Source organism: Desulfovibrio sp., assembly GCF_035644575.1.
Classification (GTDB): domain Bacteria; phylum Desulfobacterota; class Desulfovibrionia; order Desulfovibrionales; family Desulfovibrionaceae; genus Desulfovibrio.
In genome coordinates this window covers 1-25305 of record NZ_DASQOG010000247.1, presented here as the reverse complement: position 1 = coordinate 25305, position 25305 = coordinate 1, and the positions used below count along the sequence as shown (strand labels likewise).

Below are 25305 nucleotides of genomic sequence, written 5' to 3'. Positions count from 1 at the left end.
GATCAGGCCCGGCCACGCAACCCGCAATGGCCGAAGCGGCTGCCACGATGGGGCTTGCCAGATAAACCTCGGAACTCAGGCTGCCCATGCGGCCCTTGAAATTGCGGTTGGTGGTGGCCACGGCGCGTTCGCCATCGCCCAGAATACCCATGTGACCGCCAAGGCAGGGGCCGCACGTGCAGGGGCCGACCACGCAGCCGGATTCCATGAAGGTTTCAATGAGGCCTTCCTTGAGGCACTGCTTCCACACCGTGGGCGTGGAGGGCAGCACAATGCAGCGCAGGTGTTTGGCAACCTTGCGGCCCCGCAGCACTTCGGCGGCATCGCGCATGTCGCTGATGCGGCCATTGGTGCAGGAGCCAATAACCACCTGCTGAATGGGCGTATTGCGCACCTCGGAAACAGGCTTGACGTTGGAGGGCAGGTGCGGGCAGGCCACCACAGGCTCCTTGCCGGTCACGTCAATATTGACCACGCGCTCGTAAATCGCGCCGGGGTCTGCGGCCAGATCCTGCGTCAGACCGGGGCGGTTGTGCTCCGCGCAGTAGGTGCGCGTTTTGGCGTCCACCGCAAACAGGCCCACCTTGCCGCCCGCTTCAATAGCCATATTTGCCATGCACAGGCGGCCTTCAACGGAAAGATCATCCACCACAGAGCCGCCGAATTCCAGGGCCTTGTAGAGCGCGCCGTCCACGCCGATAGCGCCGATGAGCATGAGCATCAGATCTTTGCCGCGCAGCCACTTGGGCATCTGACCGCTGATGTTCACGCGGATGGTGGACGGCACCTTGAACCAGGTTTCGCCCAGCGCCATCGCGGCCGCAATATCGGTAGAACCCATGCCGGTGGCAAAAGCGCCGATGCCGCCGTAGGTGCAGGTGTGGCTGTCTGCGCCGATGACCACATCGCCGGGACCCACAAGGCCCTGCTCGGGCAGCAGGGTGTGTTCCACGCCGCAGTCGCCGCCTTCATAATAGTGGGTGATGTTCTGCTCTTCGGCGAACTTGCGGGTCACCATGACCTGATTGGCGGAATCAATATCTTTTTGCGGCGTAAAGTGATCCATGACCAGAGCGATCTTGTCTTTGTCAAAAACCTTTTCCGCGCCCATTCCCTTGAAAGATTTGATGGCCAGCGGCCCGGTGATGTCGTTGGCGAGCACCAGCGACACACGGCACTGAACAATCTGGCCGTCCTGTTCCACAACTTCGTCTGTGTGGGCTTGCAAAATTTTTTGCGCAAGCGTCTGTGGCATGATCTACTCCTTTCATCCTGGCTCCACCGAGGGGGGCAGCGGCGAATACGGTGTTTCGTAAGGCGCGGCAAAAATCCTGCGCCTGTTTTTTATTTGGCCCGCACAGGCTTTGCCTGCGTGGCGCGGGTGCGTCTTGGCTCCACAGGCCAGCCGCCCCAGAGGAGGGGCGGTCGACCCGTTGCAGACCAGAGGAACAGCCCTTAATCGTGCTGGCAGTGCAGCCGCGGCCCTTCCTGTTCCTTCTTGAACAGGTGGTTAAGGGCGTTGACGTAGGCACGCGCGCTGGCAACAAAAATATCCGGATGGGTACCGCGCCCCACGGCGCTCACTTCACCCTCGCGCAGGCGCACGGTCACTTCGCCCTGGGCATCGGTGCCGCCGGTGATGGCATTGATGGCGTACTGCTCAAGCTCGGGCTGACGGCCCACCATGTCGGCGATCACGTTGAACAGGGCGTCCACAGGGCCAACGCCAAAGCCAGCGCCGCTGCTTTCAATCCCCTTGATGTCCATGATGACGGCAGCCGTGGGCGGTACGCCGCCCGCATCGGAACTCTGCACGCTCACATGCCGCAGGCGGAAAAGATCGGGCATGCGGTAGACTTCTTCCTGCACAAGGGCCATGAGGTCATCGTCGTGCAGGGTCTTTTTGCGGTCGGCCAGCTGCTTCACAGCTTCAAACACGAGGTTGAGCTGCTCGTCGTCCAGCTTGTAGCCCATGCTCTCAAACTTGTTGCGCACCGCGTTACGGCCAGAGTGCTTGCCGATCACAAGGTTGCTCTCGGTGCGGCCCACGGACTGCGGAGTCATGATCTCGTAAGTTTCGCGGTTCTTGAGCATGCCGTCCTGATGAATGCCCGACTCGTGCGCAAATGCATTGGCGCCTACAATGGACTTGTTGTTGGCAATGGGCTGACCAATGGTCATGGAAAGCAGGCGGCACGAAGGGTAAAGCTGCTCGGTGACGATGTTGTGCTCAAGCTGGTAATAATCGTGGCGTACACGCAGGTTCATGACCACTTCTTCAAGGGCGGCGTTACCGGCGCGTTCGCCGATGCCGCACAACGTAACCTCTGCCTGACGCACCCCCACACGGAAGGCGGCCAAGGTGTTGGCCACGGCAAGGCCGAGGTCGTTGTGGCAGTGCACGCTGAAGATGGCCTTGTCGCTGTTGGGCGTATTCTTGATGACGTGGTCAAGCAGAGCGGCGTATTCCTGCGGTTCGGCATAGCCCACGGTATCGGGCAAATTGATGGTGCTGGCCCCGGCCTTGATGGCGGCCTCGACCACGCGGCAGGCAAAATCGCCTTCGGTGCGCGAAAAATCCTCGAGGGAAAATTCCACGTTGCTGGTATATGTGGCGCAGCGTTTGACGCCCTCGACGATCATCTTAAGAACGTCTTCGGGATCTTTGCGCAGCTTGTGCTTCATGTGCAGGGGAGAGGTGGACAAAAAGACATGGATGCGGGGATTTTTAGCCACTTTCACGGCTTCCCAGCAACGGTCGATGTCATTGGGGACGCAACGGGCAAGGCCCGCCACCTGAATGTCGCCAGCCTGTGAGGCAATGCGCTGCACAGACTCGAAATCGCCGGGGCTGGAGGCGGGAAAGCCCGCTTCCATAATGTCCACGCCGAGCACTTCAAGCTGGTGGGCTACACGCAGCTTTTCCTGCAAGTTCATGGTGGCGCCGGGCGACTGCTCGCCATCGCGCAAGGTGGTATCGAAAAAATAGACGCGGTTGTTCATGACAAACTCCTCTGGTTCTGACAAAGATGGCTATATCTTGCATAACGGCCACCGTAAAGGGCGGCTGTCCAGGGGAGCGTTTCCGCCCCTAGGGGCGGCAACCGTTACGCAACCTCAATCGCTCTGGGGCGATAGGGCGCGTAGTAGCTGACGATTGCGGCGGGGAAGGATGACGAAGGTGTAGACAATGCCGCCAATGATGTAGACGGCGCAGAGCACAAAACCCATGACGCGCGGAAAGGAAATGACCGTTCCGAGCACAAGCAGGAAGAAAAGCATGGTGCGGATGGGATGGGCGCGCAGGAAATCATATTCCTTAAAGGAAAAATAGCGCACCTTGCTGACCATCAAAACCCCTACGCCAATGGCGAGAACAAGGGTCATATAGGGCAGGGCCGAAGCCATAATCGCGGGGAAATGCGCAGCGCAAAAAACAAAGGTAACCACGGTGCAGCCGCCCGCAGGGATGGGCAGACCGATAAAAAAGCGCTTGCCCACAGCCGCAGTGCTCACGTTAAAGCGCGCAAGGCGCAAAGCGCCGCAGGCAGCGTAAATGAAGGCGGCGGCAAGCCCCATGCGGCCAAGGGCCGAAAGCTCCCACTGCCACATGAGCATGGCCGGGGCAATGCCAAAGGCCACAAGATCGGAAAGCGAATCGTACTGAACGCCGAACTCGCTGGCCGTATTGGTGAGGCGGGCAACCTTGCCGTCCAGCCCGTCCATGACTGCGGAGAGCAGGATGGCGAAGCAGGCCGATTCAAAACGCCCCTGCACGGCCCAGACCATGGACAAAAAGCCGAGAAACATGCTCAACGTCGTGATCATGTTCGGCAGGAGGTATACTCCTTTGCGCGGCTTTTTAACTTCCGGGGCCATCATTCACCATCTTTACTAAACTAAGTGCCTGTCTGTCGGCTTTTGGGCGTGGCATTGGGGCGCGTTTTTCGGCTGTGCTACTTCGCTCTGGCCACCACGCTCTGCCCGGCGAAGACCTGTTCGCCGATGCGCGTGGCCGCAACATATCCCTGAGGAAGGTAAAGGTCAACTCGCGAACCAAAGCGGATCATGCCGTAGCGCTCCCCACGTGCAAGGGCATCGCCCTCGTCAACGCGGCAGACAATGCGGCGGGCGATAAGCCCGGCAATCTGCACCATGGTCCAGGGGTTGCCGTCCGCATCGCGCATGCTGTAGGCGCAGCGCTCATTGTGCGTGGAGGCCTTGTCAAATGCGGCATTGACGAACGCGCCGGGGAAATAGCGGATGCCCTCGACCGTTCCCGCCACGGGGGCGCGGTTCACGTGCACGCTGAACACGTTCATGAAGATGCTGATGCACAGCTTGGGTTCATCGGTGAAGGGGTCGGGGCGTTCCTCAATGCGGATAACCTTGCCGTCCGCAGGGCTTACGGCAAGCCCCTCGCCCTGTGGCACAACCCGCTCGGGATCGCGGAAAAAGTGCATGCTGAACCAGCAGAGGGCCAGAAAAATCACGGCCAGAAGCCACCAGCCCATGCAGGCAAAAACCAGCGCACTGAACGCGGTAAGGCCGATGCAAGGCCAACCTTCGGGGGTGATGCCGCAATTGGGTGCACGCATGGCGACTCCTGTATAAATTGTCGTAGCCGGACAACTCCGGGCAACGCTTGAATAAAAAAGGGCAAGTGTTGAACGTGCTACATACCCTGCGTTTTTCTGCAAGGCAAGCCCGCAGGTGGATCCGCGCCGCAAGGATGCGCGCGGTCGAAGAGCAACACAATCACGTCGCAGCGGCGGATATCCTGCGCGGTCAGCGCTCGCCAGCAGAATCCCTGATTTGCCCGCAGAGCCCGCATCCCAGCCCCTGTTGCAGAGTTTTTGCGACACAGCTATACTGAGCCTATGAACAGAAAATCCGTTGCCTGCCTTTTTGTGCTACTGCTGGCCGCCGTAGGCGGACTGGGCGGTTGCGGCCCCAAGGACATCGGCGCGGGTTCCTCCAGCGAGAGTGATTCGCAGCCCCAGGGCGTGAGCGTGGAAGATCAGTTGCGCTACCCTGTGTACGGATCAAACAACACCCAGCGCATGCTCTATTATCAAAACCGGCCCGATGTCATGGCCAACATGCAGCAATGGCGCATGCAGCAGTTTCGCCGCATGAACGGCCTTGATACGGACGTAAGCCCAGAAGACCCGCAATACAGGTCTGTGCCCAAACAGCGCAGCCCGTTCAGGCAGTAATATGGATCCGATAACTCACGCCGCAAGCGGGACTGTGGCCATGCTTGCCATGCCCAACCGCCCCGCGAGCCGCTGGGCGGTGCCCTTGGCCGCCCTGGCCGCCGCCTCTCCCGATGTTGATGTGCTCATGGCGAACACCCCCCTGCAATTTTTGCTGTTGCACCGGGGCATTACGCATTCCCTGTTTTTTGCCCCGCTCCTGGGGCTGGTGCTGGCGCTTGTGGGCTGCTCGCTGTGGCGGGCGCAAACGCCCAGGCGCTGGCGGTTTGCAAAAACATGGCTGTTCATGACGGTCATGGTCTTGCTGCATATCTGGCTGGACTGCATCACCACATACGGCACCATGATCTTTGTGCCCTTCTCGCACATGCGGGTGCGGCTGAACGCGGTGTTTATCATTGACCTGCTGATCACCCTGCCCCTCTTGTGGGCCATCTGGCGCTGGCGTGCACGGCGCGACCTCCTGCTGATGGCAATGGCGTGGCTCTTTGTCTATCCCGGCATTTCCATCGGCCTCAACGCATGGCATACGGCGCAGACCCGCGAGCGCCTCACGGCGGAAGGCCGCGCACCGCAGCAAATTGTGGTGCTGCCGGATGCCTTTTCGCCCTTCTTCTGGCGCGCCCTGTATTCAGAAGCCACACCCAGCGGGGGCATGGTGTACACTCAGGGCATGAATGCCCTTGGCACCCCCCGAGGCCCGGAAATTGCCGCCACCGCCCTGCCCGACAGCCTGGCCCGCGACCTTGCGCAGCAGTCTGTTGTGGCTGATGCTTTTTTGAATTTCACCCTGCTGCCAGTGGTGGCCTCCCTGCCAGCAGACATGCTGCCCGCCGATAATCCGCAGCCAGCAAAGGCCCCGGCCCCCACCTATGTGATCATCCACGACCAGCGGTTTGGCAGCAGCCTTGCCCTTGTGCGCAAGATCATGAGCATGCGCCCCAGTGCGGACATTCCTTTTAAATATATGGCGGAGCTTGCCCCTGCGCCGCAGCTTAGCGAGCAGGACGCCCCTGCCGAAAATTCCGTGCAGGAAAATGCAACAACCGCAGGGCCGCTCGTATCCACAAAGGCCGCATTTCCGCAGCGCCTGCTGCGGGAGCGGATGCGCTTTTCTGACAGCGGGCGTGATTCTTTCTGGCAAGCGCCCCGACCGCCCACAAATCCCACGCTGCTGCAATGGCTTGTGGGCTTGCGCTAAGCCTCTTCTGTCCGACCCTGGCCGGCCAGCCCGAGCCCCACGGCGCAATGCTCAACCAGAACTTTCTCCTTCCGGGAAACTACGGCGGGCAGCGCGATTACAGGCGCAATGACTCCCATGGCTTTTTGGGGTAACATCAATATTTGCTCCCAAGCGTTGTGTTTTCCCAGCACGACATACGGAACGCATAGTTGAAACAACATCCCGGCAGCCCGTGCTGCGGGAATTTTTTGAGGTATCAATGAACGACAACTTTACGCATCTCGACAGCCAGGGCAACGTAACCATGGTGGATGTGGGCGCAAAAACGCCCACAGAACGCGTAGCCATAGCCGAAGCAGTTGTGGAACTGGCCCCGGCCACCATGGAACTGCTGATCAAAAACGCCCTGCCCAAGGGCGATGTGCTCACCTGCGCCAAGATTGGCGGCATCATGGCTGCCAAACGCACCGGCGAGCTTATCCCCATGTGTCACCCCCTCAACCTCACCTATGTGGACGTGCGCTTTACCGTAACAGAAATGCCGCCCACGGTGCGTATTGAAGCGGAGACCCGCACGGTCGGCCCCACAGGTGTGGAGATGGAAGCCATCGTTGCGGCCCAGACCGCAGCGGCCACCATTTACGACATGTGCAAGGCCGTGCAGCGGGATATCGTCATCAGCCGTGTACGCCTGCTGCACAAACGCGGCGGCAAGAGCGGCGAATTCAACGCCTCGGATATTGACGCATGAACCTCGCTCAAATCGACCCCGTAGCCCTTTCCATCGGCAGTCTGCAATTGCGCTGGTACGGGCTTATGTATCTGGCGGGCTTTGGTCTTGGATGGGCGCTGGGCCGCTGGCGCGCCTCGCGGCCCGGCTCCGGCTGGACAGCCCCCGATGTGGACGACCTGCTGACCTGCGTGATGATCGGCATCATCCTGGGCGGCAGAATCGGTTACGTGCTGTTTTATGATCTGCCTGTCTACATCAGCGACCCCATGGAAATTCTGCGCATCTGGAACGGCGGCATGTCCTTTCATGGCGGGCTGCTGGGCGTGCTTGGCGCATTCTGGTATTTTGCCCGCTCGCGGGGCAGGTCGTTTCTGGAAGTATCTGACTTCATCGCACCGCTGGTGCCGCAAGGCCTCTTTTTCGGGCGGCTCGGCAACTTCATCAACGGCGAATTGTGGGGCAAGGTCAGTGATGTGCCGTGGGCCATCGTGTTTCCCGGCGCCGGGCCTAATCCGCGCCACCCATCGCAGCTTTACGAGGCTGCCCTTGAAGGGCTGCTGCTCTTTTTCATGGTGTGGATTTTTTCGTCCAAGCCAAGAAAGACGGGCGCAGTCTCCGGCCTGTTCGCCCTGGGCTACGGAGTGTTCCGCTTTGCCGTGGAATTTGTGCGCATGCCTGACGTGCAGCTTGGTTATCTGGCCTTTGGCTGGCTGACCATGGGGCAACTGCTCTGCGTACCGCTCATACTCGCGGGCCTGTGGCTGCTGTGCCGCAATGCCCCGGTGCTTGCACCCCATGTGCCCCCAGCGGAGAACAAAGCCCGCCCCGGCGGCAAATCGTCCAGCGGCAAATCATCCAAGGGACGCAAGAAATAACTTTCAACCCGTGCAGTGACAGCGGGCGCTGTTTGCGCGCCGATTATCCCCCGAGCAGGGGCACCGGCGTGTTGACAGCGTCCCGCTTTTTTGTGAAGCTGACCGGCGTTTATCCACATCATATTTTGGAGTACTCATGGCCAAGGAAGGATCGATCGAAGTAGACGGCGTCGTGCAGGAAGCCCTGCCCAACGCCATGTTCCGCGTGGAACTGGAGAACGGCCACGAAGTTCTGGCCCACATTTCCGGCAAGATGCGCAAGTTTTACATCCGCATTCTGCCCGGCGACCGCGTCAAGGTGGAACTTTCCCCCTACGACCTTACCCGCGGGCGCATCACCTACCGCATGAAGTAGCGGCGGGCGCGGCGGCTTTTTTCCGCCACCAGAGTGGCCTTTTGCGCCATTGGCCGCGCCCCCCTTGCAATTTCCGCCTATTCAGTGGCCTTGCCCTTACGGCCTACACAAGGCCCAGCACACGCAGCAAGGCCACGCACAGCACGGCCCACACGCCAGCCACAACATCGTCGATCATGATGCCAAACCCGGCGGGCAGCCAGTTTTCAGAAGCCCGCACGGGCCACGGCTTCCATATGTCGAACAGCCGGAAAAAGGCAAAAGCCGCCAGCACCAGCCAGAAACTGGGGCTTTCAAAAGGCAGCAGCACAAGCCACACCCCTACCAACTCGTCGATGACAACCTCGCCGGGGTCTTTGCGATCAAGCAAATGCTCGGCGCGTGTGGAGGCCAGGCCGCCGACCACAAAAATTGCGACCAGCAGCACGGCCCGCCACGGCAGGGACAGGGGCAGAAAAATATACGGCGCCAGCAAACAGGCTATGGCGGTGCCCCACGTGCCGGGAGCCTTGGGGTCAAGCCCGGCTACGCCCAGACGGCAAAACGACAGAATCAGCTTGTCAAAAAAACTCATGCGGCCTCCGCTATGTGCGTGTTTTTTGTGCATCTTACGCCCAAAGAGCCCGCAAGACCAGCACTGAAGACATCCACGCGCAATTATTGCCTAAAGGGCGTCTTTGCCGTATATGCAAGCTCATGGACAAGAACCGCAGCGAACTTTTTGCCCACTTCAGCTATGACGACAGCCTCACATACGAGGCATTGCTTGAAGTGGAAGAAGAACTGACCCGCGAGGTTGAGCAATTGCTCCAGCGTGCCGGGGCGGCCCATCTGGACTTTACGCCCCTGGGCGATGCGCTCATGTTCCAGTGCGTTTTTGAAGCGCACAGACTGTATGTGTACCGCAAGATTGCGCTTGAAATTGCGGCCCTGCTGCCGCAAGGCGTGCGCGGCAGACTGCTGTGCCTGGACAAGAATTTTGAATCCATGCACGTTTTCTGGCTGCGCCCCGGCGAATGGCAGGAAGAGGAACGCCCTGTCCCCGAAGACCCGCCAAGCGGCCTCAAAACATGGCGCATCGCAGGCTCCGGCCCGCAGGATATTGCAGAGGACGCGCCGGACACATAACAGATCATAGCGGCCCACGCCGCTTGCCACGCGCAACACATGCCCGGATGGTGGAATGGTAGACACAAGGGACTTAAAATCCCTGGCCGTTAAGGTGTGCGGGTTCAAGTCCCGCTCCGGGTACCATTGAAAATCAAGGAAAATCCCGGATTCGTCATTTTGACGAATCCGGGATTTTGACTTTTTGGTCCACAGATGTGCCAATCCGAGAAATAAAATGATCCTCTCTCATAAGCGCTCCACAATCTGGAGCGGTTATTTATGGAAATGCCACATTACGCTGGCAGCGTGAACTTTGACAAAAATTCCGTTTAAACATGAGAGCTTCTGCAACCATTTTGTATTACTAGAAAATTCAATTTTCCAGCTCAGTGTAGTGGTGCGTGGGAACACGTCCATGCGGAAACAGAGACGAAATTCCTGATTTACTCCTCCGCTATCTCTGCCCCATCCCCCGCCACTCCAGCGCCTTGCCGTAGCTCGCGCAGGTGTTGACGCAGTCGCCGCAGTGGGTGCAATCCCTACGCTCGGGGCCGCCCTTGCGGCGCGGATTCAGCTCAAGCGAGCAGGCCTGCCGGCAAGGAGCCTTGCCCTTGCAAGTGCAGTTTGCAGCCTGCCAGCCGATGCGCAGGCCCGGAGCCTTGGCGGGCAGGCATTGGGCCGCAGCGCCGAGCAGCACCGACTGAGGGCACACAAACCGGCACCACAGCCTTTTGCCAACCGCAAGCTCCAGCATCAGCGCCGCCAGCGGCACAGCCACCGCCCCAAGTAAAAACCAAAAGTCGCCGCCCTGCCATACAAGCAAGGGCAGGAGCGATAGCTCCCCCGGCAGCGAAACAATGCCCATTGCGGGAAAGCCCGCCACCAGAGCCGCCGCAAGCCCGGCCCCAAGCAGCAGAGCCTTGCCCGCAAACGCGCGGCCTTCCTTCACTTGCGCGCCGCCTTGCCGCCCGCGCAGCCAGTGCGCCAACTCGGAAAAAAATCCGTAGGGGCATATCCATGAACAGAACACTCTGCCCAGCATCAAGGCCAGCGCCAGTGAGATCAAGGCCCCGGTCAGCAGACGTTCACCGGGTAAAAATCCCGTAGCCGCAACCAGGGCCGCGCCAACCGGGTCGGCAAAAGGGATGCCGAAAAAATCCAGCGCAAAAAAACTGCCGCTGATCTGGCGCAGTTCTGCTGCATTGAGCCACGGCAGCACGCACAGCCCCGCCACCACCAGCACCTGCACGCCGCGCCGCGCCCAAGCGAGAATTTTCATGCCGTGCCTCCGGCCGCTTTTTCCGTGGGAGCCGCCAGCGGCGGCACAAAACGGGATGAAGCGGGAACAATCTCCACAGCCTGCACCGGACAGACATAGTCGCAGATGCCGCAGCCCACGCAGGCAGTGGTCATGGCAGGCACCAGCCCGCCGCTCAGCACCACGGCTGTTCCGCGCAGAGGGCAGCGGTCGTAGCAGGTCATGCACATGGTGCCGGTTTTGTAATTGTGGCAGCGGTCTTTAAGAATATAGGCCTGCCCCATTCCGGCCCGCGCAATTTCCTTTACGCCTGTGTCCAGCGCCCCTGTGGGGCAAACGGGTGGGCATTTCATGCAGAGGTAGCAGGGTTTTCTGCGGGGGCGCACCTGCGGCGTGCGCCGCGAGCGGCCCAGACCGCCAGCCATCTCAATACTCTCATGCGGGCAGGCGGTCACGCACTTGCCGCAACGCACGCACTTACGCAAAAAGGTTTCTTCATCCACTGCACCGGGCGGGCGCAGAGGCGGCACAAAAAGGCTCATTTTTTCTCCCCTGCCTGTTCCTCGCTCTCGCCGTCACCCGTGGCCGCCGCAGCATGGCGGCGCGGCTCATGCGCAGGGCAGCCCATGTTCCCTTGCGCGTCCAGATCATCCTCGTAATCGGCAAAAGCCAGATGCAGATCGTCCACTTCGGGCAGTTCCCGCAGGGCCATGAGTTCCTTCTGGATTTTGTCCGAAGTCTGCTCCACCACGACCACCAGCCCGCCAATGTCCGCACCATCCGGCGTGCGCTGCACATCCAGAATGCCGTCCCTGCCCTGCAAAGCCTTCTCAAGCCCTGCGCAGGCCGCAGCAGACGCACTCAGGATTATTCCCGCAATAGCCATATTTCCTCCCGCGTTGCCCCGCCCGCATGCCTGCACACGGACGGGACTCTCATGCATATGGGGCTGACCGCCGGGCGTTAAACCTTGCGCACCCGCGCGGCGCATATCTTGTATTCCGGCTCGCGCGAACCGGGGTCGGTGGCATCCAGAAACAGCTTGTTGACCAGCTTTTTGGGGTCAAAAAACGGCACGGCCACAAGCCCCGGCCTGCACACATCGCTCACGCGCGCGGGCAGTTCCATTTTGTCGCGCCGGGTTTCCAGAATCACGTTGTCCCCGTGCTTCACGCCGAAGGCGGCGGCGTCCTGCTCGTTGATTTCCACAAAGGCCGCCGGGTTGGCCTTGAGCAGTTCCGGCACCTTGCCCGTCATGGTCGCGGTGTGCCAGTGGTCGATGACGCGCATGGAGGTAAGGTACAGCGGATATTCGGCATCCGGCTCTTCCGCAGCGCCCTTGGCGGGACGCATGAAGATGGTGGGCTTGCCGTCCGGTTTGCCGTAAAAGAAGAACTTGTCCGGATGATCGGCTGGCACCAACGGATCATGCCCGCGCACAAAGCGCAGATTGGTGCCGGGATGATCCTCCGAGGGGCAGGGCCAGATGATGCCCGATTCCTTGCGCAGGCGCTCGCGCGTCATGCCGTAGAAATCGTAGGTGGTGCCCTTGGCCACCATGCGCCATTCGTTCCACACGTCCTCGGCGTTTTTGAAGTTCACCAGCTTGGGGTCAACGCCCGCGCGCTTGGCGAATTCCACCAAGGTATTCACCGTGGGGCGGCACTGACCGGGCGAATCCACGGCCTTTTCCGTCAGTGAGTACCGCCGCTCGCCGCAGCCGTACACGCCGTCGCGCTCGCACCAGAAGGAAGGCGCAAGCACGAGGTCGGCGTATTGCAGGGTGACGGCATCGGGGAAGGCCTCAATGCACACGATGAACGATTCCGGGTGCGACATGGCCTTGTGCACCTTGTTCAGGTTGGGCAGGGTGTGCGCGGGATTTGTCTCGCAAATGACCATGCACTTCACATCGCCCCGGCCCAGGGCCTCAAAAAGCGCCACAGTGTGATAGCCGGGATTGGGCGAAATGCGCCCCTCCGGCAGGCCCCAGAGTTTTTCCATTTCCGCCCGGTGCTTGGGATTGGGAATGGCGCGGCCCGCTGGCAGCAGATGCGAGAGCGCGCCGGTATCGCGCACGCCTCCGCAGGCGTTGGGCTGGCCCGTGAGCGAAAAAGGCGTTGCGCCTGGGCGGCATATCTGCCCGGTCAGCAGATGCAGGTTGTGGATGAGGTTATTGGCAAAAACCCCCTGCACGCGCTGGTTGATGCCCATGCACCACAGACTCATGGTGGCGGACGATTCGGCAAAGGCTCTGGCCGCCGAATAAATTTGCCCCACGGGGACACGGCAGATTTCGGCAACTTTTTCAGGCCGATAATTTTCCAGAAAAGCCTTGTAGCCTTCAAAGTCCGAAGGTTTGCCCTCGGCATCCACAAAGCTCACGTAGCGCTGCCAGAAGCGCGGATTGTCCAGTTCCTCATTGATGATGACCCAGGCCATACTGTGCATGAAGGCCAGATCCGTGCCGGGGCGAAAGGCCACATGCATGTCGGCGATGCGCGCGGTATTTGTGCGGCGCGGGTCGGCCACAATGATCTTGATGCCCGGCTCCACCTGCTTGCGGCGTGCAATGCGGCGGAACAGCACGGGGTGCGCCTCTGAGGTATTGGAACCGATGATGAAAAAACAGGTGGCCTGATCAATGTCGGCATAGGTGCCCATGGGCTCGTCCTTGCCGAAAGTGGTGGTATAACCGCCCACAGCCGAGGCCATGCACAGGCGGGGGTTGCCGTCCACGTTGTTGGTGCCGAATCCGGCCTTGAATATCTTGCTGGCAAGATAGCTTTCTTCCGTCAGGCACTGGCCGGAGCCATACCAGGCAACGGAATTTGCGCCATACGTATCAATGCTGTGCCGGAACTTGGAGGCCATGAGGTCAAGGGCCTCGTCCCAGCTCACTGGCTCAAGGGGGCCGCCCTTTTTGCGCCGCACCATGGGCTGGGTGACGCGCTCTTTGGAATTGAGCACGGGAATGAGCAGCGAACCCTTCAGACACAGCAGGCCCGCGTTGTGGTTGTTGGGATCGCCCTGAATGGCAACGGCCTTGCCGTTTTTAACGCCTACCATCACCCCGCAGCCGGTGCCGCAGTAACGGCACACGCCTTTGACCCATTTGTCGGGTTTCTGATCGTCCGCAGCAAGGGCGAGGGTTGGCAGGCCAACGCCCGTGGCCGCCGCCATAGCGGCAGACATGGCAAAAAAACGTAAAAAATCACGACGCGATGAATTCATATCCGCAACCTCGCTGTTAGCTTGGCATGATTGTTTCTTTACTGCGGGCCGCCCTGCTCTCGGGCTAACCCACCCTGCGCCGTCAGATGCGGCGCATACCGCACGTGCGGGCTACCAGTCCGTCTTGCCGCTGGGCATACGGTATTCGTAAGCCTTGCCGTGCATGGGGCTCTGGTGGTTGGGATGACAGGCGGAACAGTCATCGCGCTTGCCGAACTTGGCCTCCATGCGCTGGATGGAAAGCGAATGGCAGCGGGCGCAGACCTCGACCCCCGGCTTGCGGGTAAAGGGAATGGCCCCCTTGCCGTCAGGCATGCCGTGACAGGTCTGGCAGCGCACAAGGGTGATGCCGTGCTTGCTCTCGTACCATTCCTGCGCGAGGCGCGGGGTGCTCTTCATGTGGCAGGCGTAGCAATCGCCCGCCATCTGCGGAGAATCCAGATGCTTTGCCGCCTCGCAGCGCTCCGCAGGGAAAGCCCAGGCCATATACAGAAAATAGCCGCCCGTCAGCACCGCCAGGGCAAGCAGAACGATGAGCAGTTTCTTGTTGCGGGTCATGGCCGTATCTCCTTGATTTTCTGTGCAAACTTCTGATTTGCGGGAATGCGCTCGTCAAATGCGGGCAAGTGGGCAAGGTTGCGATGGCAGCCCACGCAACCGCTGCGGGCCTGACCGTTTTTGCCTTCGTAATTGTCGTGCGCAAGGCGGCCCTCTGCCGAGATCGGCCCGTCTGCCTTGGCATTGCGGCTCAAATCCTGATGACAGGCACGGCAGTTGGCATCGTCCGTAAAGCGGCGGGCAATGGGTTGCATGGCAGCCCGGTCAAGATCCGTACCGCCCTCCACATTGTGAACCCACAGGTCTTTCATCCCCATCCATGCCTTGGCGCCGAGCATGCGGGCCAGATTGCCCGAAGGGATATGGCATTGCGAGCATCCGATGGCTTTGCCCTGTGCGTCCTTGGCGTGCGGGGAGAGCATCAGTTCATCCTGATACACGCGCATTTCGTGGCAAGACAGGCAAAACTCCGTCCGCGACGAATACGCCACTCCCGCTGCCGCCAGGCCCACGCACGCGGCCAGGGCTATACAGCCCACAATCCAGACGCGCTTAGAAGGATACGGCATGGTTTTGGTCTCCATGGCTGATGGTGCCGCCAAGCCAAAAGGGCATTCCCGTCCGGGGATATGCCTGCGGCAGGGCGCAAATTGTGAATTTCACCACAAAAAGCAAAAGAGGTGCCAAAAACCCTGTTTTGAAAATTTGTGTGATTAGCGGTAGTTCGTGATCTGTTGAAAGGCAGGGGCTTAGGATTTGTCAGAATAAAATGACAAAAATCATCTTATTCTGACAGTGTGACAACTGGAGCAGACAAAAAACCGGGCCAGCACTTTGGTTGGCTCGGAAGCGGATTTTTTTTGGCGGATTGGCAGCCTCTTGCGGCCCAGTGCAAATCCGCTACAGTATGCCCATGATACGTTATGGATTTGCCTGCAAGACCATCGGGGTGCCCGGCGCAGACCTGAGCGCTCTAACCCTTGCCAGAGCCACGCCCGAAAACATGCTCGCCGTGTGCCGTCACAACCTGCGCGCTCTGGGAACCATGCTGCGCTACTGCGCCTCGGCGCGCATCCCCCTGATGCGCATCAGCTCGGACATCATCCCGCTGGCCTCGCACCCGCAAAACACATTTGACTGGCGTGCCCGGCTGCACGAAGAATTTGAGGCGCTGCGCGGCGTGCTGAAGCAAACCGGCATCCGGGTTTCCATGCATCCCGGTCAGTACACGGTGCTGAACTCCCCCCGGCAGGAGGTGGTGGAGCATGCTGTTGCCGATCTTGTATTCCATGCCGACTTTCTCGATGCGCTGGGGGTGGACGGCAGCGCCCGCATAGTGTTGCACCTCGGCGGGGGCTATGGCGACAGGGCCTCCGCCCTCGCACGGCTGGCGGAAAACCTGCTGGCCCTGCCGACGCGCGTGCTGGCCCGCATTTCGCTTGAAAATGACGAGCGCACCTTCACCATTGAAGATGCCCTGCGCATCTGCAAAAAATGCGGCCTGCCTGCCATCTTTGACGTTTTTCACCACTCACTGAACGCCCCTGCAAAGGGGAATCTGGCATATTGGCTTGACCGCGCCATGGAAAGCTGGACCCCGCAGCATGGCCGCCCCAAACTGCATTACAGCCAGCAGCTTGCAGGTGGCAAACCGGGCATGCATTCGCGCACCATTGCCATGCGGGAATTTATGGAATTTCATCAGTCGCTGGGGCAGCGCGAGGTGGATGTGATGCTGGAGGTGAAGGACAAAAACCTTTCAGCCGAAAAGTGCATTCAGCTTACCAACCCAAAACTGACGCGGCAGGAGCTTACGGCCCAGTGGGCCAGATACAAGTATCTGGTGCTGGAGCGGGATCAGGCCGCCTACACGGCCATACGCGGCCTGCTCAAGGCGGAGACGCCCGATGCCAAAGGTTTTTATGCGCTGCTGGAGCAGGCGATGGGAAAGGAACTTTACGGCCCGCAAGCGCGTAATGCCGCCGAGCATGTATGGGGCTATGTGGACAAGCTGGCCTCGCCCTCAGAAAAAAAGCGCGCACTGGCGGGCATGGCTGAACTGCAAAACGGCCTTGCCGCCCTGCCGCGCGTCAAACGCCTGCTGCTGAGCCTGGCCGAGCGGCATAAGGTGGAATACCTGCTGCACAGTATCTATTTTTATGTGTAGCAAAAAAATCGGCGCAGGGCAGAACCGTGCGCCGAAAAATGTCAGACCGTTTCGCCCTGCCACTCCATGTGCAACAGCGGATAGGGATTGCCCTGCCCGTCCAGAGCCGACCGCCCCACCACCTTGAAACCCTGCCGCTCATAAAATGCCAGAGCCTGCGGATTCTGTTCGTTCACATCCAGCGTCAGCCGGGGATGCAAGGCCCGCATATGCTCCAGAAGCGCCCTGCCCACGCCGTGACGGAAGCAGCGCGATTCAACAAAAAGCATCTCCACCTGTGCGCCATTGCAGCCAATAAAGCCCGCCAACATGCTGCCCGCTGCGTGTTGCGCGGGTGCAGCCTGCCCGCAAGGCGCAAGCTCCGCCACCCACACAATTTCCACGCCCGGCAGGTAGGCGTTACGCACATCATGGAACAGGCGTTCCACCTCGCCGGAAGGCAAAAACTGGTGGGTAGCCTCCACGCTGCGCCGCCACAAATCCGCCAAGGCGACATAATCACAGGCCGTTGCCTGCCGGATGCGCAATGTCTGCGAAAAAGCCTTTTTGTCAGCGCCGCTCATCGAACATTCTGGGGAGCAACTCCGGCCAGCAGACCGGCGGTGCGGTCTACACGCAGGGGCGGCACATGGCTTTGCACCTCAAGGGTAAACTGCTCCTTGACCAGCTGACCGCTGTCGAGCAGGGCGCGGGCCTCGCGATCAGGCGCGGCAGAAGCCACCGCCGAGGGCGACTGCTCATGCCCCTTGGCGTACTTGGGCGAAAAATGTCTTTCGACCAGCGCCACGCAAACCGTATAGCCCACAAAAACCACTGTTACCCCGCCGAGAAACAGCGCCGTGCGCCACAACATTTTAAGAGTTTCCATACATCTCCCGACCTGAACGTGTTATGCAGGCGTGGCTTCCCCGGCAGAGGGAGCCAGTACTTCCATCATGTCGCCCGTGCGCACAGCGCCGCCGTGCAGCACCTTGGCAAATACGCCCTGGGTGGGCATGATGCATTCGCCCATGGTGTGAAATATCTGGCAATGACTGTGGCATTCCTTGCCGATCTGCGTAACTTCCAGCAGCACGTCATTACACGCAATGCGGGTTCCCACCGGCAGCGCGGCAAAATCAATGCCGTCCACTATCAGATTTTCTCCAAAACAGCCGTTGGCGACCAGAGCGCCTCGAGCCTTGAAGGCCTCAATGGCCTGCCACGAAAGCAGGCTCACCTGACGGTGCCAGTTGCCCGCGTGGGCGTCGCCCTCAATGCCGTGATTTTCTAAAATATTTGCCTGATCCACGGCCTTTTTGGCCGTGCCTTTTTTCTGACTGGTGCAAATGGCCATGATCTTGCCCATGCTACATTTCCTTTACTGTCTTTATGCCCTGCCGCCTGCAAACAGCTGCCCGCAGTCTGCCCCAGATAGGCGGCTGCGTCCAGTCAGGCGGCAAGCCTGCTGTCTGACACCTCATGTATGCTTGCCCACCCGCCAGATCGCCGTGGGGCGGGAAGCCTCACAAACAGGCTCTGAGCCGCAGAGCCATCTAATGACACTATTTACGTATGTTATCACAAGCCGTGCCGCCCGCCAAGGTGAGCCGCATCAGTAATTATACTTCCAGGTCAGGCCGCCCTTGGTACTCTGTTGCTCGGTGCGCAGTTCAAGGTTGGCCTTCGGGGTCAGCTCCAGCTGAATGACAAAGGCGGTTGTGCCCTGCTCGGTGCCCTGCTGTACGCCCACATAAATATCTTCTGTGAGGTACTTGCCCATTTCCACCGAGCTGCCCGCCGCCATGCCCTCGCCGCCTTGGCCCGACTGGCTCGCCCCATTCGCGCCGGAAGCGCCGGAATTGAAGCGCAGCACATCAACGCCCAGCGCCTGGCGTGCAGAATCCAGCACACCACCGCCGCCGCTGCCCGACCCAAATCCGGCCAGTTGCGCCACGGCGGCGGCCAGCCGAAGATTTTCGAACCGTCCAAGCTCGTTGGCACTTTTGCCAAAGAGTATCTGGGCCAGAATTTCATCACGCGGCATTGCCGGGTCGCTGCTCAGGATCAGCTGCATTTTGCGCACAGTGCCCACAATGCTGATATTGGCCATGAGCGCAGGGGTCTGAGTGGTCAGCATGATATCCAGCAGGGGATTGGAAACAGCCCCGCCGCCAAAAGTCACAGCACCCCTCGCCAGCTTGAAATTTTTGCCCAGAATATCAAGGCTGCCTTTTACAGCGCCAAGCTGGCCGGAGATCAGCGGTTCGGCGGGCGTGCCGCCCACATGCATGTCTGCCTTCCACTCGCTCTTGAGGCCAAACCCTTCCACGACAAAGCGGCCCGGGATGACAATGCGCAAATCCAGCAGACCCGCATTGCCCCCAGAGGCGGGAGCTGTTGAGGCCGGGACGGCAACAGCGGAGGATGCGGCCTTTTTGCCCTGCGGCGCGGCAGGTGTGGGCGGTTCATGCCCTGCTCTGGCCCAGGCGGGCGAGACCTCGCTGATGGGCAAGGTGGTGATGCTGCCGCCCACGTCAAGATTGTTAAGCAGCACAAGGCCCTGATTCACGGTGACGGTTCCGCGTACCTCGGGCGCTGCGGCGCTGCCAGCCACAGAAGTCTGCGCTGAGAGTTCCACGCGGATGTCGCGGCGTCGCAAGGGGCGCAGATGGTCAACCACGGCCTTGAAATCAAGCATGCTGCCGTCAAGCCGGGCCTGCCCGGTGATGCGCGCGGTACCGCCCTGTCCATCGGCAGCGCCAAGGTTCAGACGGGCAAGCCCCAGTGCGCCGCCACGGCCTTCTTCAAGATCAAGCCGCAGGTTGATGCCCGTGAGCAGCACGCCGTACTGCAAATTTTCATAACGGGTATCGTCCATGCGCACAAAACCCTTGGGGGCCGGGGCCTCAAGGCTGCCGCCCACATCCAGCGAAAGCGCAAGCCGCCCCGCAAGCCGCTGATCTGCCACTGGCATCAGGCTCCACAAGGGGGCCACGGCTCCGTTCCATCGCAAGGACGCGCGTAGCGGCCCCTGCATGTTCGGGCTCGGCAATCCGTCCACCCCGAAAAGAAGGGGCAACCGGGCCTCAACGCGGCATTCTGTGCCGCCCAGAGCCGCCACCGTGGCTTGATCCGGCACAAGGCGCAGAGCCAGCGCACCGCCGCCAGCGTTGTCTCTCTCAAGTCTTCCGGTCAGCGCAAGGTTCATGGGTTTGATCGACGCCCCCGGCACCACAAGACCGCGCACGTCAACGCGCAGATCCCCGCCGGGTTGGGCCGGAGTGCCGGTAAGCCGTGCGCTGGCCTCAAGCTCGCCCTTGGGCAAGGCCGGGATCAGCACCTGCCAGGGCGCGAGCAAAAGATGTTCAAGCGTAAGGCGCAGATCAAGCTTTTCCGGCCCAAGGGCAGCCTGCGCCCGCAACCTGCCAGAAGGCTTCATGTTTACATCAAGACCGTTGACCGCCAGATCGCCCGCGCCGTAGCGCACTGTGGCCCCTGCCGCCGCGCGCAGGCCCAGCTTTTGCGCGGGCAGGTCAAGATCGAGGCGGCGCAATTCAAGCAGGCCGGGCTGCCAGCGTACTGCGCAACGCGTTGCGGCAAATCCGCTTGTTTCTAGGGTGGCTTCCAATGGCCCGAATATGGACCCCTGCGCGCGCAGCTTGGCACCAAGGCGAACAGCCCCGCTGCGCACCCCGGCGAGATCAAGCCGGGCGGCAAGCAGGCCCTTGCCAAGGGCATCGGTCAGCACCGCCTCGCCCTCCAAACCCTGAACTTCCAAGGCCGGGTCTTTGCCTGCCCGGTAAGCCAGCCGGGGCACTCTCCAACGTAGCGTTGCCTGCTGGGTGTACGCGCCCTGCGAGGCCGGAAGCTGCCTTACCTGAGCCTGAGAATTTTTATCTGGTAAATCCTGGCCTGACGAATTTTGAGCGGCTGCGGGCACCGCAGATTCCGCCCGTTGCGAAACGAATTCGAGGGAGAGCGCTGCGTCTCCGTCCAGCCGCGCCCCCGGCAATATGGCGGACAGCGCCTGCCAGTCGGCCACGCGCACATCCACCTTACCGTCCACGCGGGGCATGCCGCCCGCCAGAAGCGGCAGGGGCAAGGCCGCACGCAACTGACCGGAACCAGCCACGCCCAGCAACTGGCATTGAAGATCACGCACGCCAGCGCGCAAAAGAGCATGCCCGTCTTCCTTGTCGTTCAGGGCAAAAAGCGTAGCGCCAAAACGTTGGGGATGATTATCCACCACGGCGGAGGCCTGCACCTTAACTGTCAGTTCCGCTGCCTGCTCCGTATCTTTTTGGCCGGGGTCTGACAGCCCGACTTCTGCCGGGGCGGCACTTGTCTGCTTGAGAGCGCCAAGCAGCACCCGTCCCCAGTCGAGCGGCGTGGATTCCAGTTTCAGGGAAATATCCGCCAGGGCGTGCCCCCCCGCGTTCCACGCGGGGCAAGCCAGCGCTATCTGCGTATCTGGAGTTTGCAGCGGCCCCTTTGCCGTGATGCGCAACTGGGCGCGTTCGGGCAACAGCCCGCCGCCATTTGTGGAAGGAGCAGCGGCTGATGTGGATGCGGATTTTTCAGCAGCATCTTTTTCCGTATCAGCTTTCTCGCCAAGGCTGGCCTGGATATCCACATCCAGAGGCCCATCCAACCAGGAAGCGCCCTCGCCAGCGTCCCACTTTGCGTGCCCGGCAAGGTGCAGAGGCCCGGCTTCAAGGCTGATGCTCTCCAACGCGGCGCTGGCCTCGGCAGCTTCACCACGGTTGGCGGGAGCCGTCATGTGCGCCGCAAGACCTAGCCGTGCATTGGCGCCTTCGCGCAGCAGAGCGGCAAGCACGCCTGATTCGGCGGACAGATCATTGGCCGAAGATATTTTTGTGGGAGAACTTGGGGGTGGGCTTGCAGAAGAATCATCGGCAACAGGGGCGGAAGCCCTGCGCAATATCGAGGCAAGCTCGGCTGTGGCATCAATGCCAAGAACTTCGCCCACGCGAGAGGGGGTGAGAATCACTTTGGCTGTTGAGTCAACCCCGTAGATTGCCGCCCCGCCAACGTACACAGGGCTATCTTCCGCGCAGGCGATTCTGAGCTGCAAGAAGGCTTTCGCGCCCTGTATTCCACCCTCCACCCGCAGGCTGACTTCAAGAAGTGCATCGGCGGAAGCTTTGTTTTTCCCTCCGCCCTGAGCTTCGAGATGCGGCTCAGGGCGCACTCCGGGCAACGTTGCGCCGGATGCCGCTGGCTGAGCCTCTGCGGTAGAAGGCGCACTTTTTTGATCATCTGGCGCGGCAACCTTTGTGGCTGGCGGATTTTCATTCCGGGCAGCGGCAGGAGCCTCCCCACCCAGCAAAGCTTGCGGCAAACGGGCATTGAGGATGTTCAGCCCTTCAAGGCGCACCTGCGGCAACCAGCCGGGCAAACCGCCAAGCGTGCGCAGGGCATCACCCAGCATGGCGCGCAAGGCCTCCTCAGTCAGGGGCGGCGCAGGTGCAGACTCAGGCCCGTCCGGCAGAATGGGCAGGCGCAACAGTTGCGCGTCATTCACATCGACAGAGGCAAGGCGCATGACCGAAGGCAGGGCGCGCCAGTCCCATTGCACGCGGCAGTCCGGCAGACGCATCCACAGGCCGTCGCTGTCGAGCAGTTCCAGGCCAAGAAAAAATTCAAAAGGCAACGGGCCGGAAAGATGGGTGATACGCGCCCGCACGCCAGCAGGCGGCGCACCGGATTCCGGCGCGGCTTCCATAGCTGTATTGATTTTTTCCGTCAGCCAGCCCTGCACGGAGTCGCTGCGCAGGGCCGCGAGGATTGCAGCAAGGGCAATTACGCACAGCAGCATGCACAGGCCCAACGCCCAACCTGCGCGGCGCATCCACTTGCGAAAAGGGCCACGGCCCCCGCCAAAAGGTTTCCTGTGGGCGGGCTGACCCGCACTGGGGGAAGCCTTGCCGCCCGGAGCGGCAGATGCGGAAGAAGAGGAAGACGGCGGGGCCGCGCTGTGTTCCTGATCCATCAGAAAGACTGTCCTATGCTGACGTAAATCTGCACCGGGGGGTCGCCGTCAATGGGCTGCAAGGGAAAGCCTACATCCAGGCGCACAGGGCCGATGGGCGTGTAGTACCGCAGGCCAAGGCCAGCGCCCCAGTTCATGTCGCCGATGATGCGCGGCAGCTCGTCCCTGTATACCATGCCGCCATCGAGAAAAGGCACAATGCCCACATCTTCGGTAATTTTATAGCGCGCCTCAAGATTGACCACCTGATAGGAACGCCCGCCCAGCGGCTCGTCCTTGTGGTCGCGCGGGCCGAGCGACTGATAGGCATAGCCGCGCACAGAGCCAGCCCCGCCCGCGTAGTAGCGCAAACTGGCCGGAATGGTGCGCAAGCCAGCCCCCGCAAGCCCCCCGGCCTCGACCCTGCCCGCCAGCACAAGCTTGTCGTCCGGCAGGCCGTCCTTGCGGAAGGGGGCGTAATAACCGCTGGCGGAAACAACGCCTGTCATGACGTTGAACGATTCGCCATAAAAGCCCGTGTAAGGCTTGACCTTGACCGCAAGCTCCGAGCCGTCGGAAGGATTGAGGATATTGTTGCGCGTGTCGCGCCGCAGCCCCACCCGTGGCCCAAAAAATCCGTAGCCCTTGGGATCCTGCTCGTTATCCTTGATGGAGCCGCTTTCGCCCCCAAGGCCTGCGCTGCCCCACCACTGGCGCGAAAGCCGCCGCTCGATATCGCCGGAACCGCTGCCCGCAATTTTTTCGTAGGCGCTGGTATCTTCCCGCAAGGTGGAGCCGGTGACGAGCAGTTTCTGCTCTCTGGCCATAAAGGCAGGCTTTTCAAATACAGCCTTGAGGCCCTGCGTTTCCGTAGCCAGAGGCGCTGAAAGCGTGAGCTTTTCACCATTGCCGAAGACGTTGCGGTTCTCCCACATGCCTTCCACACCGAGGCCCGTATCCGTATCATACCGGGCGCTGGCCCCCACCGAATGGAATGGCGCTTCCGCCACGGTCACTTCCAGTGGCAGCACGGAGGCGCTTTCGCGCCCTGCGCCCCAGGCGAGATTTTCTTCCAGAGGTTTGACCTGCACGGAGCGGAACAGGCCCAGACCGCGCAGCTTGTTGGCGTAGTCTTCCACCATGTCCGAATCCCAAGGCTCCTCGCCAACATTCCAGGGGGCGAGCCGCTGCACGTATTCGGCGTTCACTTCCTTTGCTCCGCGCACTTCGATGCGGCCCATGAGCGCTGGCGGGCCGGGCCGAATCAGGATGTCGGCATTGAGTTTGCGGGCCTCGCGGTCAAGGGTGTAGCTGGTATCCGCCACAGCGGCCAGGGGGTAGCCCTGCCGCCGCAAGGATTCTGGCAGGGCATCCACCGCCGCGAGCAGATCATCGGCGGCAATGGGCTTGCCAATGGCTACGCCGGGCAAAACCGTGGGGAAGAACGGCGGGGGCACTGGTTCCGTTTGCAGCCCCCAAAAGCCCACCTCACGCTGCCTGTTGCGAAAGAACTGCGGGATGTCGGGTTCCGGGTCGTAATACACATCGGCGCGGCCTAGGCTGTAGCGCTTGCCCGGCGAAAGAACCAGGTCAACAACAACGGGCGAGGCGTCCTTGTCTATTTGAACGGAAGCAAGGCCATCATAATAGCCTTGGGAGTGCAGCAGGCTTTGCGCGCTGGCGGTGTCTGCCCTGGCGCGCCTTTCCAGGGCCAGCAGGCTGTCTGGCGGTTCCTTGGCAAGCTGCACAAGCTGGCTTGAGGCCTTCATTTGCCCTGCCAGAGAATCCGGGCCGTCCTGCACCTTGATGCGCACCTTGTACGGCACGGGCTTGCCCTGCCACGCCGTTTCCAGCCGTGGGGGCGCTGGCTGCGGCTCTTCCGCAGGCGCGCGGGCCAGCAAACCGCAGCCCCCGGCGCACAGCAGCAACACCAAGCCTGCGAGCCCTCGCAGCAAGGCCAGGCTGTACGTCCTCTGGGGGTGTAGTTCGCCAAGGGGGTAGATCATGCCAAACTATACGTTGCCCCGCCGCATGAATCAAGAACCATTCGCAACTGTTGCTTGCAAAAAACTGCCGCTTGGCTAGGATTGCTGCAACAGGCCTTGCAGCCTGCGCAACGCATAACAACAGGAAGAAGTATGAATTACGATCTCTGCCTGCACATGGACAGCAAGGACCCCGCCATTCTGCGCCTTGTTCTTCGTAATGCGGCCAACTATATCAAAGCCCTGCCCGAAGAACGCTTTCAGCTTGTGGTTGTAGCCAACGGCCCCGCCGTCACCCAGTTCGTCAAGGGCAATGAAGAATTCCGCGCCATTGCGGCCCCCCTGCAGGATCAGGGCCTGCGCATCCTGCTGTGCGCCAATGCCCTGGCCGACAACAAGATCGACCATGCCGACATCTGGCCCGGCTGCGATGTTGTGCCCGCCGGTCTTGTGGAAATTGTGCGTCTGCAACGGGAAGGCTTCGCCTACATCAAGCCCTAGGACGGGTTGCCTTTCTGTGGGCATCTGCGGTGTCTGAGCGCGTTCTACCCTGCGCTTTTTTTACTATTGCTTCCGGTCTGGCCGGGGGAGACAGAGCATGGAATGCTTTGGGGAAATTCTCGACATGGTGCGCCGCCAAAGCCCCGTGGTGCA

At 60.9% G+C, this 25305-nt stretch carries 24 protein-coding genes and 1 tRNA gene; 9 read left to right on the top strand and 16 right to left on the bottom strand.

Annotation, left to right across the window (positions count from 1 at the left end):
* The 4 genes from VEZ52_RS13945 to VEZ52_RS13930 all read right to left on the bottom strand — a co-directional run.
* A partial coding sequence (locus VEZ52_RS13945; protein WP_324837348.1) for a 3-isopropylmalate dehydratase large subunit occupies nt 1-1255 on the bottom strand: 1255 nt, incomplete at its 3' end.
* A 200-nt stretch (nt 1256-1455) separates the two neighbouring features.
* Nucleotides 1456-3003: a 2-isopropylmalate synthase gene (locus tag VEZ52_RS13940; RefSeq protein WP_324837347.1), complete on the bottom strand. Its 1548-nt coding sequence runs from the start codon at nt 3001-3003 to the stop codon at nt 1456-1458.
* Nucleotides 3004-3117: 114 nt separating this feature from the next.
* On the bottom strand, nt 3118-3882 hold the full coding sequence (gene pssA / locus VEZ52_RS13935; protein WP_414649526.1) for a CDP-diacylglycerol--serine O-phosphatidyltransferase: 765 nt from the start codon (nt 3880-3882) through the stop codon (nt 3118-3120).
* 74 nt (nt 3883-3956) lie between these two features.
* Nucleotides 3957-4598, bottom strand: coding sequence for a phosphatidylserine decarboxylase family protein (locus VEZ52_RS13930; RefSeq protein WP_324837346.1), 642 nt, complete (start codon nt 4596-4598; stop codon nt 3957-3959).
* A 282-nt stretch (nt 4599-4880) separates the two neighbouring features.
* On the opposite strand from VEZ52_RS13930, the gene VEZ52_RS13925 reads away from it, so the two are divergent.
* The 5 genes from VEZ52_RS13925 (at nt 4881) to infA (ending at nt 8365) form a co-directional block, all read left to right on the top strand.
* Nucleotides 4881-5219 (top strand): chemotaxis protein, encoded by a 339-nt coding sequence (locus VEZ52_RS13925; RefSeq protein ID WP_324837345.1) that lies wholly within the window; start codon nt 4881-4883, stop codon nt 5217-5219.
* Nucleotide 5220: 1 nt separating this feature from the next.
* Nucleotides 5221-6420, top strand: a complete 1200-nt coding sequence (locus tag VEZ52_RS13920; protein WP_324837344.1) for a metal-dependent hydrolase — start codon at nt 5221-5223, stop codon at nt 6418-6420.
* Nucleotides 6421-6661: 241 nt separating this feature from the next.
* Nucleotides 6662-7153, top strand: a complete 492-nt coding sequence (gene moaC, locus VEZ52_RS13915; protein ID WP_027180997.1) for a cyclic pyranopterin monophosphate synthase MoaC — start codon at nt 6662-6664, stop codon at nt 7151-7153.
* On the top strand, nt 7150-8010 hold the full coding sequence (gene lgt, locus VEZ52_RS13910; protein ID WP_324837343.1) for a prolipoprotein diacylglyceryl transferase: 861 nt from the start codon (nt 7150-7152) through the stop codon (nt 8008-8010). Before moaC ends, lgt begins: the two co-directional genes overlap by 4 nt.
* A 136-nt stretch (nt 8011-8146) precedes the next feature.
* A complete protein-coding gene (gene infA / locus VEZ52_RS13905; protein ID WP_006008898.1) occupies nt 8147-8365 on the top strand; it encodes a translation initiation factor IF-1 in 219 nt (72 codons plus the stop codon).
* Nucleotides 8366-8468: 103 nt separating this feature from the next.
* Here the strand turns inward: infA and VEZ52_RS13900 are convergent, their stop codons facing one another.
* A complete protein-coding gene (locus VEZ52_RS13900; RefSeq protein WP_324837342.1) occupies nt 8469-8939 on the bottom strand; it encodes a phosphatidylglycerophosphatase A in 471 nt (156 codons plus the stop codon).
* 122 nt (nt 8940-9061) lie between these two features.
* Between VEZ52_RS13900 and VEZ52_RS13895 the strand changes: the two genes are divergently transcribed.
* Together VEZ52_RS13895 and VEZ52_RS13890 are read left to right on the top strand one after the other, a co-directional pair.
* Nucleotides 9062-9493, top strand: a complete 432-nt coding sequence (locus VEZ52_RS13895; protein WP_324837341.1) for a hypothetical protein — start codon at nt 9062-9064, stop codon at nt 9491-9493.
* A 41-nt stretch (nt 9494-9534) separates the two neighbouring features.
* Nucleotides 9535-9619: transfer RNA gene (locus VEZ52_RS13890), tRNA-Leu, on the top strand.
* A gap of 310 nt (nt 9620-9929) precedes the next feature.
* Here VEZ52_RS13890 and VEZ52_RS13885 read toward each other — a convergent pair.
* The 6 genes from VEZ52_RS13885 to VEZ52_RS13860 all read right to left on the bottom strand — a co-directional run bounded on the left by VEZ52_RS13885 (nt 9930) and on the right by VEZ52_RS13860 (nt 15094).
* The gene (locus VEZ52_RS13885) at nt 9930-10754 is read right to left on the bottom strand and encodes a 4Fe-4S binding protein (protein ID WP_324837340.1); all 825 of its coding nucleotides are present in this window, start codon (nt 10752-10754) and stop codon (nt 9930-9932) included.
* Nucleotides 10751-11275: a 4Fe-4S dicluster domain-containing protein gene (locus VEZ52_RS13880; RefSeq protein WP_324837339.1), complete on the bottom strand. Its 525-nt coding sequence runs from the start codon at nt 11273-11275 to the stop codon at nt 10751-10753. The genes VEZ52_RS13885 and VEZ52_RS13880 overlap by 4 nt, the downstream gene beginning before the upstream one ends.
* Nucleotides 11272-11619 (bottom strand): hypothetical protein, encoded by a 348-nt coding sequence (locus tag VEZ52_RS13875; RefSeq protein ID WP_324837338.1) that lies wholly within the window; start codon nt 11617-11619, stop codon nt 11272-11274. Before VEZ52_RS13875 ends, VEZ52_RS13880 begins: the two co-directional genes overlap by 4 nt.
* A gap of 77 nt (nt 11620-11696) precedes the next feature.
* Nucleotides 11697-13967: a nitrate reductase gene (locus VEZ52_RS13870; protein WP_324837337.1), complete on the bottom strand. Its 2271-nt coding sequence runs from the start codon at nt 13965-13967 to the stop codon at nt 11697-11699.
* 111 nt (nt 13968-14078) lie between these two features.
* Nucleotides 14079-14525, bottom strand: a complete 447-nt coding sequence (locus VEZ52_RS13865; RefSeq protein WP_192112751.1) for a hypothetical protein — start codon at nt 14523-14525, stop codon at nt 14079-14081.
* Nucleotides 14522-15094 (bottom strand): cytochrome c3 family protein, encoded by a 573-nt coding sequence (locus VEZ52_RS13860; RefSeq protein WP_324837336.1) that lies wholly within the window; start codon nt 15092-15094, stop codon nt 14522-14524. Before VEZ52_RS13860 ends, VEZ52_RS13865 begins: the two co-directional genes overlap by 4 nt.
* Nucleotides 15095-15432: 338 nt before the next feature.
* Between VEZ52_RS13860 and uvsE the strand changes: the two genes are divergently transcribed.
* Nucleotides 15433-16692 carry a UV DNA damage repair endonuclease UvsE gene (gene uvsE, locus VEZ52_RS13855; RefSeq protein ID WP_324837335.1) on the top strand — a complete coding sequence of 420 codons (1260 nt, stop codon included), beginning with the start codon at nt 15433-15435 and terminating at the stop codon, nt 16690-16692.
* A 41-nt stretch (nt 16693-16733) separates the two neighbouring features.
* On the opposite strand, the gene VEZ52_RS13850 is transcribed toward uvsE, so the two are convergent.
* The 5 genes from VEZ52_RS13850 to VEZ52_RS13830 form a co-directional block, all read right to left on the bottom strand.
* Nucleotides 16734-17255 carry a GNAT family N-acetyltransferase gene (locus tag VEZ52_RS13850; RefSeq protein WP_324837334.1) on the bottom strand — a complete coding sequence of 174 codons (522 nt, stop codon included), beginning with the start codon at nt 17253-17255 and terminating at the stop codon, nt 16734-16736.
* Nucleotides 17252-17560, bottom strand: a complete 309-nt coding sequence (locus VEZ52_RS13845; RefSeq protein ID WP_324837333.1) for a hypothetical protein — start codon at nt 17558-17560, stop codon at nt 17252-17254. The genes VEZ52_RS13850 and VEZ52_RS13845 overlap by 4 nt, the downstream gene beginning before the upstream one ends.
* Before the next feature lie 21 nt (nt 17561-17581).
* Nucleotides 17582-18040, bottom strand: coding sequence for an MOSC domain-containing protein (locus VEZ52_RS13840; RefSeq protein WP_324837332.1), 459 nt, complete (start codon nt 18038-18040; stop codon nt 17582-17584).
* Between the two features lie 246 nt (nt 18041-18286).
* Nucleotides 18287-22687, bottom strand: a complete 4401-nt coding sequence (locus VEZ52_RS13835) for a translocation/assembly module TamB domain-containing protein (protein WP_324837331.1) — start codon at nt 22685-22687, stop codon at nt 18287-18289.
* A complete protein-coding gene (locus tag VEZ52_RS13830; protein WP_324837330.1) occupies nt 22687-24672 on the bottom strand; it encodes an autotransporter assembly complex protein TamA in 1986 nt (661 codons plus the stop codon). The genes VEZ52_RS13835 and VEZ52_RS13830 overlap by 1 nt, the downstream gene beginning before the upstream one ends.
* A gap of 132 nt (nt 24673-24804) precedes the next feature.
* Between VEZ52_RS13830 and VEZ52_RS13825 the strand changes: the two genes are divergently transcribed.
* A complete protein-coding gene (locus VEZ52_RS13825) occupies nt 24805-25152 on the top strand; it encodes a DsrE family protein (RefSeq protein WP_291445143.1) in 348 nt (115 codons plus the stop codon).
* The last annotated feature ends 153 nt before the right edge of the window (nt 25153-25305 follow it).

Bases quoted from the DNA above. Each gene is read 5' to 3' on its own strand.
- VEZ52_RS13940 (WP_324837347.1), bottom strand. From the start codon at position 3,003: ATGAACAACCGCGTCTATTTTTTCGATACCACCTTGCGCGATGGCGAG.
- pssA (WP_414649526.1), bottom strand. From the start codon at position 3,882: ATGATGGCCCCGGAAGTTAAAAAGCCGCGCAAAGGAGTATACCTCCTG.
- VEZ52_RS13930 (WP_324837346.1), bottom strand. From the start codon at position 4,598: ATGCGTGCACCCAATTGCGGCATCACCCCCGAAGGTTGGCCTTGCATC.
- VEZ52_RS13925 (WP_324837345.1), top strand. From the start codon at position 4,881: ATGAACAGAAAATCCGTTGCCTGCCTTTTTGTGCTACTGCTGGCCGCC.
- VEZ52_RS13920 (WP_324837344.1), top strand. From the start codon at position 5,221: ATGGATCCGATAACTCACGCCGCAAGCGGGACTGTGGCCATGCTTGCC.
- moaC (WP_027180997.1), top strand. From the start codon at position 6,662: ATGAACGACAACTTTACGCATCTCGACAGCCAGGGCAACGTAACCATG.
- lgt (WP_324837343.1), top strand. From the start codon at position 7,150: ATGAACCTCGCTCAAATCGACCCCGTAGCCCTTTCCATCGGCAGTCTG.
- infA (WP_006008898.1), top strand. From the start codon at position 8,147: ATGGCCAAGGAAGGATCGATCGAAGTAGACGGCGTCGTGCAGGAAGCC.
- VEZ52_RS13900 (WP_324837342.1), bottom strand. From the start codon at position 8,939: ATGAGTTTTTTTGACAAGCTGATTCTGTCGTTTTGCCGTCTGGGCGTA.
- VEZ52_RS13895 (WP_324837341.1), top strand. From the start codon at position 9,062: ATGGACAAGAACCGCAGCGAACTTTTTGCCCACTTCAGCTATGACGAC.
- VEZ52_RS13885 (WP_324837340.1), bottom strand. From the start codon at position 10,754: ATGAAAATTCTCGCTTGGGCGCGGCGCGGCGTGCAGGTGCTGGTGGTG.
- VEZ52_RS13880 (WP_324837339.1), bottom strand. From the start codon at position 11,275: ATGAGCCTTTTTGTGCCGCCTCTGCGCCCGCCCGGTGCAGTGGATGAA.
- VEZ52_RS13875 (WP_324837338.1), bottom strand. From the start codon at position 11,619: ATGGCTATTGCGGGAATAATCCTGAGTGCGTCTGCTGCGGCCTGCGCA.
- VEZ52_RS13870 (WP_324837337.1), bottom strand. From the start codon at position 13,967: ATGAATTCATCGCGTCGTGATTTTTTACGTTTTTTTGCCATGTCTGCC.
- VEZ52_RS13865 (WP_192112751.1), bottom strand. From the start codon at position 14,525: ATGACCCGCAACAAGAAACTGCTCATCGTTCTGCTTGCCCTGGCGGTG.
- VEZ52_RS13860 (WP_324837336.1), bottom strand. From the start codon at position 15,094: ATGCCGTATCCTTCTAAGCGCGTCTGGATTGTGGGCTGTATAGCCCTG.
- uvsE (WP_324837335.1), top strand. From the start codon at position 15,433: ATGCCCATGATACGTTATGGATTTGCCTGCAAGACCATCGGGGTGCCC.
- VEZ52_RS13850 (WP_324837334.1), bottom strand. From the start codon at position 17,255: ATGAGCGGCGCTGACAAAAAGGCTTTTTCGCAGACATTGCGCATCCGG.
- VEZ52_RS13845 (WP_324837333.1), bottom strand. From the start codon at position 17,560: ATGGAAACTCTTAAAATGTTGTGGCGCACGGCGCTGTTTCTCGGCGGG.
- VEZ52_RS13840 (WP_324837332.1), bottom strand. From the start codon at position 18,040: ATGGGCAAGATCATGGCCATTTGCACCAGTCAGAAAAAAGGCACGGCC.
- VEZ52_RS13835 (WP_324837331.1), bottom strand. From the start codon at position 22,687: ATGGATCAGGAACACAGCGCGGCCCCGCCGTCTTCCTCTTCTTCCGCA.
- VEZ52_RS13830 (WP_324837330.1), bottom strand. From the start codon at position 24,672: ATGATCTACCCCCTTGGCGAACTACACCCCCAGAGGACGTACAGCCTG.
- VEZ52_RS13825 (WP_291445143.1), top strand. From the start codon at position 24,805: ATGAATTACGATCTCTGCCTGCACATGGACAGCAAGGACCCCGCCATT.